This is a genomic window from Actinacidiphila sp. bgisy167 (genome assembly GCF_965342175.1).
Taxonomy (GTDB): Bacteria; Actinomycetota; Actinomycetes; order Streptomycetales; family Streptomycetaceae; genus Actinacidiphila.
In genome coordinates this window covers 21,699-32,225 of the sequence record NZ_CBDRBL010000083.1, presented here as the reverse complement: position 1 = coordinate 32,225, position 10,527 = coordinate 21,699, and the positions used below count along the sequence as shown (strand labels likewise).

At 73.4% G+C, this 10,527-nt stretch carries 7 protein-coding genes; 3 read left to right on the top strand and 4 right to left on the bottom strand.

Annotated features, from left to right (window positions below):
* Nucleotides 1-63 precede the first annotated feature (63 nt).
* Complete coding sequence (locus tag ACRWND_RS25415) at nt 64-1,797, bottom strand: MFS transporter (RefSeq protein ID WP_431953279.1); 1,734 nt, start codon at nt 1,795-1,797, stop codon at nt 64-66.
* 309 nt (nt 1,798-2,106) lie between these two features.
* Here ACRWND_RS25415 and ACRWND_RS25410 point away from each other — a divergent pair, with 309 nt between their 5' ends.
* The gene (locus ACRWND_RS25410) at nt 2,107-3,801 is read left to right on the top strand and encodes a hypothetical protein (protein ID WP_431953277.1); all 1,695 of its coding nucleotides are present in this window, start codon (nt 2,107-2,109) and stop codon (nt 3,799-3,801) included.
* A 218-nt stretch (nt 3,802-4,019) separates the two neighbouring features.
* The gene (locus ACRWND_RS25405) at nt 4,020-4,472 is read left to right on the top strand and encodes a universal stress protein (RefSeq protein ID WP_431953275.1); all 453 of its coding nucleotides are present in this window, start codon (nt 4,020-4,022) and stop codon (nt 4,470-4,472) included.
* Nucleotides 4,473-4,871: 399 nt separating this feature from the next.
* Here ACRWND_RS25405 and ACRWND_RS25400 read toward each other — a convergent pair whose 3' ends face one another.
* Together ACRWND_RS25400 and ACRWND_RS25395 are read right to left on the bottom strand one after the other, a co-directional pair.
* Nucleotides 4,872-6,356 carry a dihydrolipoyl dehydrogenase family protein gene (locus ACRWND_RS25400; protein WP_431953273.1) on the bottom strand — a complete coding sequence of 495 codons (1,485 nt, stop codon included), beginning with the start codon at nt 6,354-6,356 and terminating at the stop codon, nt 4,872-4,874.
* Nucleotides 6,357-6,581: 225 nt separating this feature from the next.
* The gene (locus ACRWND_RS25395; protein ID WP_431953271.1) at nt 6,582-7,025 is read right to left on the bottom strand and encodes a VOC family protein; all 444 of its coding nucleotides are present in this window, start codon (nt 7,023-7,025) and stop codon (nt 6,582-6,584) included.
* A 313-nt stretch (nt 7,026-7,338) separates the two neighbouring features.
* Here ACRWND_RS25395 and ACRWND_RS25390 point away from each other — a divergent pair, with 313 nt between their 5' ends.
* Complete coding sequence (locus ACRWND_RS25390; protein ID WP_431953269.1) at nt 7,339-9,642, top strand: SpoIIE family protein phosphatase; 2,304 nt, start codon at nt 7,339-7,341, stop codon at nt 9,640-9,642.
* A 134-nt stretch (nt 9,643-9,776) separates the two neighbouring features.
* Here ACRWND_RS25390 and wrbA read toward each other — a convergent pair whose 3' ends face one another.
* The gene (gene wrbA / locus ACRWND_RS25385) at nt 9,777-10,388 is read right to left on the bottom strand and encodes an NAD(P)H:quinone oxidoreductase (RefSeq protein ID WP_431953267.1); all 612 of its coding nucleotides are present in this window, start codon (nt 10,386-10,388) and stop codon (nt 9,777-9,779) included.
* Nucleotides 10,389-10,527: the final 139 nt, after the last annotated feature.

Genomic DNA, 10,527 nt, shown 5'->3' with positions numbered 1-10,527 from the left:
CCCCCCCCCCCCCCCCCCCCCCCCCCCCCCCCCCCCCCCCCCCCGCGGTGGCTGTCGCGCCGTTCAGGCGGTGACCGTCTCGCCGGGCAGCGTCAGGTCGAGGTCGACGATGCGCTCGTCGCCCGTGTGCCGGGCGGCCGAGGCGAGGGGACCGTGTCCCGCGGCGCGGGTGGCCAGCACATACGACCCCCCGGCCGGGACGGCGATCGCGTAGCTGCCGTCCTCCGCGGTGACCGTCGCGCCGGCCTGCCGGCCCCGGTGGTCGATCAAGGTCACCTTGGCGCGGGGTACGGGAGTGCCTTCGGCGCCCACGACCCGGCCGCGGAAGCCGCTGACGACCTGCTCCGCACGCGCCGGACCGGCCTCCTGGGCACTGGCCGCGCGAAGGTGCGGGCCGGAGCGCCGGCCGGGCAGGCCGATGGCGAGCAGCAGGCCGACGACGACGGCGCCGGTGGCGATGAGGAAGGAGAGGTGGAAACCGTGCAGGGTGGGCACGGCGACGCCGTTCACATGGTGCGCGGTGTTGGCCAGGACCATGCCGATCACGGCGCTCGACACCGACGTGCCGACGGACCGCATCAGGGTGTTCAGGCCGTTGGCGGCACCCGTCTCGGAGGCGGGGACCGCGCCGACGATCAGCGCGGGAAGCGAGGAGTACGCCAGACCGATGCCGGCGCCGAGGACCACGGAGGTCAGCACCGTCTGCCAGACGGCGTCCATCAGGCCGATGCCGCCGCCGTAGCCGGCGCCGATCACCACCAGGCCGATGATCAGCGTGGTCCTGGGGCCGAAGCGGGCGGACAGGCGGGCGTAGACGGGGGCGGTGAACATCATCGTCAGGCCGAGCGGGGCGACGGCCAGACCGGCGACGACCATGGACTGCCCCAGGCCGTAGCCGGTGGCGACGGGCAGCTGCAGCAGTTGGGGCAGGACGAGCGAGACGACGTAGAAGGCGACCCCGACCATGATCGAGGCGAGGTTGGTGAGCAGCACCTCGCGGCGGGCGGTGGTGCGCAGGTCGACCAGCGGGGCCTTCATCCGCAGCTCCATCACTCCCCACAGCAGGAGCACGACGACGGCGGCGGCGAACAGCCCGAGGGTGGTGCCGGACGACCAGCCCCAGTCGCTGCCCTTGGTGATCGGCAGCAGGAACAGCACGAGGCCGGCGGACAGGCCGAGCGCGCCGAAGAGGTCGAAGGAGCCCTTCGCGCGCATCGGGGACTCCGGCACGACGAGCAGGGCGAGCACGATGGCGAGCACGCCGAGGCCGGCCGCGGCGTAGAAGAGCGCGTGCCAGTCCGCGTGCTGGGCGATCAGCGCCGCACCCGGCAGCGCCAGGCCGCCGCCGACGCCGATGGAGGAACTCATCAGCGCCATCGCCGAACCGAGCCGCTCACGCGGCAGCATGTCGCGCATCAGCCCGATGCCGAGCGGGATGGCGCCCATGGCGAAGCCCTGCAGCGTACGGCCCACGATCATGGTGAGCAGCTGACTGGTGACGGCGCTGATCACAGCGCCGATCACCATGACCGCGAGGCTGATGATCAGCATGCGGCGCTTGCCGTACAGGTCGCCGAGCCGGCCCATGATCGGCGTGGCCACGGCGCCCGAGAGCAGGGTGGAGGTCAGCACCCAGGTCGCGTTGCTCGGGGCCGTGTGCAGCAGCTGCGGCAGATCCTTGATGACCGGCACGAGCAGGGTCTGCATCACCGCGACAACGATGCCCGCGAAGGCGAGTACCGGGACGACCGCCCCGCCGGCTCTCCGGGTGGGCAGGTCGGCCGTCGTGTGCGTCATGGGGTGAGGCCTCCGGGCAGCGGTAGGGGACCGTGGTCCAGGTCGTCGTAGGGCGTACGTAAGGGGCAACCCGTATGCCGAGGCAACTATTCCGGCCCCTCGGATGCCACCCCTGCGGCCTGCGACCGTTTTGTCGGCCTATAGGGCATTTCGCAGGCATTTTTTGGGGCGCTGCAGCCCTTTCTGTGATCGCAATGTGATCTTCCCGTGGACAACGGTCGGGGGCGCGAGCGGTCTGAAAGGCGTGCGCCCGAGGTGGCGCACCGCTCAGCCTGCTGCATCCCTTTGCCTCCGACAAGGAAACGCTGAATGAGACGTCCCTTCCGCCGATCGGTTGCCCGGGCAGCGATCGGGCTCGTGGCGGCCGCCGCTCTGGCCGCCGGCTTCGGACCCGCCGCCTCCGCCTTCGCCGAGGACGGCGCTCCGCTGCCGGTCGCCATCACCGGCCAGAGCCACGTGGACCTGTCGCTCCAGAGCGATCACGAGGACTCGGACGAGCCCCAGGTCACGCTGCGGCTCGCCGCGCCCGGCAGTGACGAGCCGGGCGACGACGGGGTCATCCCGGTCGTCCACCAGGGCTCGTACACGATCAAGATCGACGCCAGCGGTCTCGACGGCGTCGCCGCCGTGAAGCTGCCCTGCGCCGCGAAGGGTCTGACCGCCGTCTGCGACGGCTACGAGATCAACGCCGGGGAGCGGTACAACGAGATCGGCGACATCCGCCTCGCCGTCGACGCCGACAGCGCGGCCGGCGACTTCGGCACCATCAAGGTGACCGGCGAGGGCGAGGGCGTGGACTTCACGCCGCTCACCATCGATGTGCTGGTCGGCGGTCCGGAGCTGCTGGGCCGCAAGCTCTCCGAGCCCAAGGGCTTCGCCGCGGGCGACACCTACGAGGCCCCGGTCGGCTTCCGCAACGTCGGCGGCATGGCGGCCGACGGCACCGTGCTGCACGTCCACGGCTCGCGCGGGCTGAGCTTCCCCGACAGCTACGGCAACTGCGCCTACAAGCAGACCACGGACGGGTCGCTGCTGTACCAGGGCACCGACGTGATCTGCACCTTCCCCGGCACCTACAAGGCCGGTGCGGCCTACGCCCTGTCCGAGCCGCTGAAGGTGAAGACGGCCGAGTTCGCCCTCTACGACATCGTCAACTACGGGTTCTCCGCGGTCGGCGCGCAGAAGGCCAAGGCCCTGATGGAGGGCGACGGCTACACGCCGGGCACCGGCGCCCCGCTGACCCTCGAGGAGCTTCCCGGCGCCGCCGCGGGCGACTACGCGCGCTACGCCGAGGTCGACCTTCCCAGCGGCAACACCTACGACCTCGTGCTGACCGGCGCCTCCGCCCAGGGCAAGGCCGGCGACACGGTGAAGGCGGAGATCGGCTTCCGCAACGACGGGCCGGCCTGGATCAGCTCGCTGCGCAGCGGTGGCGAGCCGATCGGCTTCACCGTGACCATCCCCGAGGGGGCGAAGGTGACCAAGACCCCGAAGGGCTGCGGCGCCACGACCATCGACGAGGGCGTCAAGGGCTACCTGTGCTGGGTGGGGACCCCGCTGCTGGAGCACACCAAGGTGAGCTTCCCCTTCGAACTGCGCATCGACAAGGTCGTGAAGAACGCCAGGGGCAAGGTCGCCCTGCCGGAGCTGATGAGCCCGAACGAGGCGGACCACTCCAACAACACGGCGTGGATCGTGCTGAACGGCACCGGCGACGACGACGCCGGGGGCGACGGCTCGCAGGGCTCCTCCGGAGGCCCGTCGGCCACCCCGAGCCCCACCGCTTCCGACGACGACACGTCGGGCTCCGCCGGAGCGTCCGGCAGCGGCGGCGCCTCGTCCTCCGGCGGTGACTCCGTCGGTGACTCCACCAGTGGCTCCGGGGGCGGACTGGCCCTCACCGGTGCCGGCGGCGCGCTGCTGTTCGGCGGCTCCGGGCTGCTCGCTCTCGGACTGGGCGCCGTGATCGTCGTCGTCGTGCGGCGCAGGAACGCCGCCGCCTGACCTCGCACCACCACCGCCACGCGTCGGCCGCCGCGCCCTTCGGGGCGCGGCGGCCGTCGTCGTGCGCCCTCCTGCGTCTGCGGCGCGGGCGGCCGATGAATGCCGCACCCGGGTCAGGGAATGTCACACCGCACGACAGCGCTGGTGACAGGGGTGCAGTGCGGACCCCACCGGGTCCGCCGCACCCTGTCCAGTTCTCGAAGAGGAGAAGAACGCCCATGTACCAGCGCATCCTGGTCGCCGTCGACTCGAGCCACTCCCACCGGCCCGCCCTGCGGACGGCCGGCGACCTGGCCCGGCTGACCGGTGCCGCGGTGCACGTCGTGCACGTGCTGGCCTCGACGGTCGCCTTCGACACCGTCACACCCCTGGAGGAGGACTCCGAAGCCGGCGCCGTCATCGACGAGGCCGTCGCCACGCTCCACGGCATGGGGGTGGAGAAGGCCGACGGCGAGCTCGTCCGCGACGTGACCACGCAGCAGGTCCCCGGCGCGATCTCCGACGCGGCCGAGCAGTTCGACGCGGACCTCCTGGTGCTCAGCCCGCACCACCGCGGCTCGGTCGCGGCCTTCTTCAACCCCCGCGTCAGCGACGCCATCGCCCACACCAGCCGCATCGCGGTGCTGCTCGTCCCCGAGGAGGCCACCGAGGGCGGTGACTCCGCCGCCTGACCGGGCCGCTTAGCCCCGCCCGGCCTTGGAGGCCGGGCGGGCAGCGCTTCCACGCCGTACTTCTCGAAGAGGTCGAGCATGGGACCCTGGAAGCGTTCCGGTCCCCACGGGGGCACCTGGACGCCGGACATCGGAGCGTCGCCGCCCTCCGCGAACAGCCCCTCGGAGCCGCCCGGCCGGGCCGCGTGTCAGCCGATGGCCCTGAACCGGTGACGCGTCCCGCGCGGGCAGCGCACCTGGTCGCCCGGCCCGGCGCGCAGCGGACCGGGAACAGCCGGCCGGACGCCCGGCGAAGGGCCGGCTGTGGCCGGTCCAGGCCCCCTCCGACGGCGGCCTTGACGCGGCGTCGGTGCGGAGGAGGACCGTTGGGCGTCGCACCCCCGCGGACGCGGCTGCCCCTCAGTCCTTGCGCATGTCCCGGTAGGCCTCCAGCACGCGCAGCCATACCTCGCTGATCGTCGGGAAGGCCGGGACGGCGTGCCACAGCCGGTCCACAGGGATCTCCCCCGCGACGGCGACGGTCGCCGAATAGAGCAGTTCCTGCACCCCCGGGCCGACGAAGGTGACGCCGACCACAGTGCCGCGCTCCGGGTCGATCAGGACGCGCGCCCTGCCGCGGTAGTCCTCGCCGTACTGCACGGCGCCGGCGAGCCGGCCGATGTCGTAGTCCACGACGTCCACCCGGCGCCCCGCGGCCAGGGCCTCACGGGTCGTCAGTCCGACGGAGGCGACCTCGGGGTCGGTGAAGACCACCTGCGGCACGGCCTCGGTGTCGGCGGTCGCGACGTGCGCGCCCCACCTGCGGTCGTCGACGGGTTCGCCCTTCGCCCGGGCAGCGATGACCGCTCCCGCGATCCGCGCCTGGTACTTCCCCTGGTGCGTCATCAAGGCGCGGTGGTTGACGTCGCCCGCCGCGTACAGCCAGCCGTCGGCGACGGCCGTCACCCGGAAGGTGTCGTCCACGGTCAGCCAGTCGCCGGGGACGAGGCCGACGGTCTCCAGCCCGAGGTCCGCGGTGCGGGGGGCGCGACCGGTCGCGAAGAGGATCTCGTCGGCGACCACTGTCCCGCCGTCCGCCAGGGTGACGCGCACGGGAGCGTCCGGGCCTCCCTCGCGCGCCACGGCGGCCACCGAGGCGCCGAGACGCACCTCCACACCGGCCTCGCGCAGGGCGTCGGCGACCATCTCCCCGGCGAACGGCTCCATGCGGGCCAGCAGCCCGCCGGACCCCCGCACCAGCACGACCACCTCGGAACCGAGCGCCCGCCACGCGGTGGCCATCTCGACGCCGACGACACCGCCGCCGACCACCACCAGGCGCCCCGGGGCCTCGCGGGCGCTCGTCGCCTCGCGGTTGGTCCAGGGACGGACCTCGGCGAGCCCCGGCAGCTCCGGCAGCCGCGTCGTGGTCCCGGTGGCGACGACGACGGCGTGCCGCGCGGTCAGCCGGACCGTGCCGCCGTCCGGCGTGTCCACCACCACCTGACGGGGACCGTCCAGGCGGCCGTGGCCGCGCACCAGATCGACGGAGACGGAGTCCAGCCATGCGACCTGGTCGTCGTCCTTCCAGTACGCGGAGAGCCGGTCCCGGTGGGCGAGGACCTCGGCCACGTCCAGCGGCCCGCCGACCGCGCCCTTCAGGCCGGGTATGCGGCGCGCGTCGGCCCGCGCCACCACGGGCCGCAGCAGTGCCTTGCTGGGCTCGCACGCCCAGTACGAGCACTCGCCGCCCAGGAGTTCGCCCTCCACGAGCACCGTGTCCAGTCCTGCGGCGCTCGTCCGGTCGGCGACGTTCTCACCGACGGGTCCGCCGCCGATGACCACGACGTCGTACTCCCGGGACGCGCCGCTGATGGCGTGACCCGCCAATTCGTCGATCTTCATGGCCTTCTTCCAAACGATGGGGGGCGGAGGGGACCGGCCGGAGGCCCGCCGTGCCCGGAGGGGGTACGGCGGGGCTGCGGGGGACCCGGGGGTCGAGGGGTCCGAGGAGCATCCGGGGCGCAAGGGCTCGAGGTACTCGGAGCAGGCGGAGCACTCCGCCCACCGGCAGCACTCGGAGTGCGAGCCGCTCGGACATGACGGCATGTGCCGGGGAGGGCGGCCGGGTCAGCGTCCCGGCAGCCGCTCGGTGACCTCCTGGAGCGCCCAGCCGTTGCCGTCCGGGTCCGCGAAGGTGGCGAAGGAGCCGTAGCTGGCCCGCGTGGGGTGCGGGCCTGCGACCCGGGCTGTCTCACCGGCGTGGTGGAAGACGCCGCCCGCGTCGTGGAAGACCTCGCTGATGTCGACGCCCCGGGCCGCCAGTTCGGCCCGGGCGGCCACGATGTCCTCGACGACCAGGTGGAGGCCCTGCGCGGAGCCGGGGGCGGCGGTGGTGACGCCGTCCCCGAAGAGGATCGAGGCACCGGAGCCCTCCGGGGTGAAGTGGACGACGCGGAAGCCGTCCTCGCCGACGTAGTCGACGTCCAGCCGGAAACCCAGCGCCGCGTAGAAGTCCTTCGCCCGGTCCACGTCGGACACCGGCAGCACCACAACCTCGAGCTTCAGCTCCATCACGTTCTCCTGTCTCCTCATATCGTCACCGCTTTGACTGGTGACGAGAATGACCCACCCATACGTAACCTGTCAAGGCGGTGACGTACACCGGGCCGCCTCGCACGCCCCCGCGCCCGGACGGGCACCGCACCCGCAGGGAGACCGAGATGATCACGCCGTCTGTGACAGGCCCCGGGCGCAATCGCGGCGGGGCGCGACGCCGTGCGGCGGTCGGCCCCACCGCGGGCTGCGCCGATCGGCGGAGCCGTCGCCGCGGAGGGGCTTCCTCGCGGCTGACGCGGGCAGGCATGGAACCGGAGGTGCGTGGTCCATGCCCAGCGGTGACGTGCTGGTCCTCGTCGACGAGGACGGCCGGGTGCTCGAGTGGGGACGTGCGGCCGAGGAGCTGTTCGGCCGCTCCGCGGAAGAGGCCGTCGGCCGGTCCCTGGGCGCGCTCCTGCGCGGGACCGACTTGGACGCCGGCAGCCTCGGCACGGGCTCTCCCTGCGGGCTCCCCGTGCGGATCGAGCCGGTGCTGCGCGGCTCGTCGGTGCTGTGGCGGGTGCTCGCGGCAACGGACCCGGCGCCGTCGCAGCAGGACGCGGCGGTCCTGCGGACCGTCTTCGCCCACTCCCCCATGGAAGTGCTCGTCCTCGACCCGCAGTTGCGCGTGCTGCGTATGAGCGCCGCCTTCGGCGGGTCGGGTGGTGGCGCACGCGCCGGCGGGAGCCCGCCGCGGCGGCCCTTCACCGAGGTCTTCGCGCTGGATCACCCCGAGGCGGAGGCGGCCGTGGCCCGACGGGTCCTGGAGAGCGGGGAACCCGTCCTGGACCGGCTCGTCCGCGGTGCCTGGGGGCCGGGCCGGCCCAAGGACCGCGTACGCTCCGTCAGCTACTTCCGCCTGGAGGACCGCCGGGGTGCGGCGCTCGGAGTGGTGGCGACCTCCGTCGACGTGACCGACCGGGTGAGGGCACAGGGCCGCCTGGACCTGCTGGACGAGGTACACACCCGACTGGGGCAGGTTCCGAACGTGGGGATCGTCTGCCAGCAGCTGGTGGACGTGGTGGTGCCCGCCCTCGCCGACACGGCCGTCGTCGAGATCGTCGACGACGTCGTGCGCGGGGAGGAACCGCCGAAAGTACCCGTCCACCGGGACGTGCCCGTGCGGCGCGCCGCGGTCCGGGGCGGGTCGGCGTACCCGGTGGGCGAGGTGCGTCCCCTGCCGGCCGGGACCCCGTTCGCGGAGGTCCTGTCCGACCTCCGCGCGCGCCTGCTGCCGGTCGAGGAGCACGCCCCGTGGCTGGCCGCCGACCCGGTCCGTGGGGCCGTCATCCTTGAGCGCGGTGCCCGTTCCCTGATCGTGGCCCCGCTGACCCTGCGGGACCAGGCGCTGGGTGTGGTCAGCTTCTACCGGGGGCAGGGACGGGCCCCCTTCGACGAGGACGATCTGCGGACGGCCTCGGCCGTGTGCGCGCACGCCGCCCTGTGCGTCGAGAACGCCCGGCAGTACATGCGCGAGTGGATCATCGCCTCGACCCTCCAGCGCAGACTGCTCCCCGGGCAGCCGGCGCTGCGGCCGTCAGTGGAGGTGTCCCAGCTGCACCATTCCGGTCCGGAGGGCGGCGGGGCGTGGTCCGACGCGATCCCGCTGCCCGGCGCGCGGACGGCTCTGGTCGTCGGCGAGGTGGCCGGGCACGGCATGGTCGCGGCCATCACGATGGGGTTGGTGCGGACGGCCCTCCACACACTCGCCGGCCTCGACCTGCCTCCGGACGAACTGCTGGCCCGGCTGAGCGAGACCGCCGGCCGGCTCGCCGCCGCGTCCGCCGCGCTGCCGGGGCCTGGCTGCGCGACGCTCGACATCGGATGCGCCATCGCGGTCTACGATCCGGTGGAACTCACGTGCGTCATCGCGCGTGCCGGCCTGCCCGAGCCGGTCGCCGTGCTCCCGGACGGCACCTCGGACGCCCTGGCCGTCCCTCCTGGTCCGCTGCTCAGCGGACCGGACGACGCCCCCTTCCCGACGACCACGGCCGTCCTACCCGCGGGGAGCACCCTGGCCCTGGCGACGGGCGCGTTCGCCGAGCGGGTCCTGGCGCCGTCGGCGCCGCTGCGCCCGCTCCTGGACGGCGCGGTCTCCCGTCCGCTGCCCGAGGTGCGTGACGCCATCGCCTCCGCGTTCGCCGGATCCGGCGGCAGCGACGAGGCGGAGTTGCTGCTGGCCCGCACGAGCGCGCTGCCCGCGGACCGGGTGTTGACCCGCGTGCTGCCGGCCGGCGCCGAGGCCGCGCCCTTGGCCCGCGGGGCCGTGCGTCGCCGGCTGGCGGCCTGGGGCGTGGGCGAGGAGACGGCGTTCACCACCGAGCTGATCGTCAGCGAACTGGTCGGCAACGCCGTGCGCTACGGCGCTCCGCCCCTGCGACTGCGCATGGTGCTCGAGCAGATGCTCACCTGCGAGGTGAGCGACACCGCGGTCGGCGCGCCCCATGTGAAGCACGCGCGCACCGTCGACGAGAACGGGCGCGGGCTGTTCATCGTCGCGGGCCTCGCCGACCAGTGGGGGGTGCGCTACCGCGGGCAGGGGAAGACGGTGTGGGCCCAGCAACCGCTGGGCCCCCGGGAGGACGGCCGCTGATCCCGCGCGGACGGCGGCACCGGTACGGGCCGGCGGCGCCTCCGGCACGACAGGGGGAGGCGCCGCCGAGCGGGTGGGGTGGGACGGCGCACCCGCGGCCTGTCGTCCGGGGCGGGTGCGCCGTCGCCGCGGGGTCAGCCCGCGAGGCCGCGGTTGAGGGCGGCGGTGAGCTTGATGACGCGCTCGGTCTGGATGCGCGCGGCGGTGCGGGTGGTGTCGCCGACGGGGTTGTTGCCCTGGGCGTCCACGTGGGAGGTGCCGTACGGGTTGCCGTCGACGAACTTGGCGGGGTCGGTGTAACCGGGGGTCACCACGATGCCGCCGAAGTGGTGGATGGAGTTGTAGAGGGCGAGCAGGGTCGACTCCTGGCCGCCGTGCGAGGTAGCGGTGGAGACGAAGCCGCTGTACACCTTGTCGGCCAGCCTGCCCTGCGCCCACAGTCCGCCGAGGGTGTCGATGAACTGCTTCAGCTGCGAGGCCATGTTGCCGAAGCGGGTGGGGGTGCCGAAGATGACCGCGTCGGCCCACTCGACGTCGGCCGCGGTGGCCACCGGGATGTCGGCGGTGGCGGCGTGGTTGGCGGCCCAGGCGGGGTTGGAGTCGATCGCCGCCTGCGGGGCGAGCTCCGCGGCCTTGAGCAGGCGCACCTCTGCGCCCGCCTTCTCCGCGGTGTCGGCCATCTCCTTCGCGATCTCGGCGATGGTGCCCGTGGAGGAGTAGTAGACGATCGCAAGCTTGATCGACAAGGTGGTTCCTTTCGTGGGGGACCCTCCCCCGGTGGGGGTGTGCGGTCCGCGAATGCCGGGGCCGTGGGGGAAACGGGCCGGTCGTTGGTTGAAGAGTAAACCTTCTAGTTGAAAACTTAACAACAATGGGGGCGTCTCT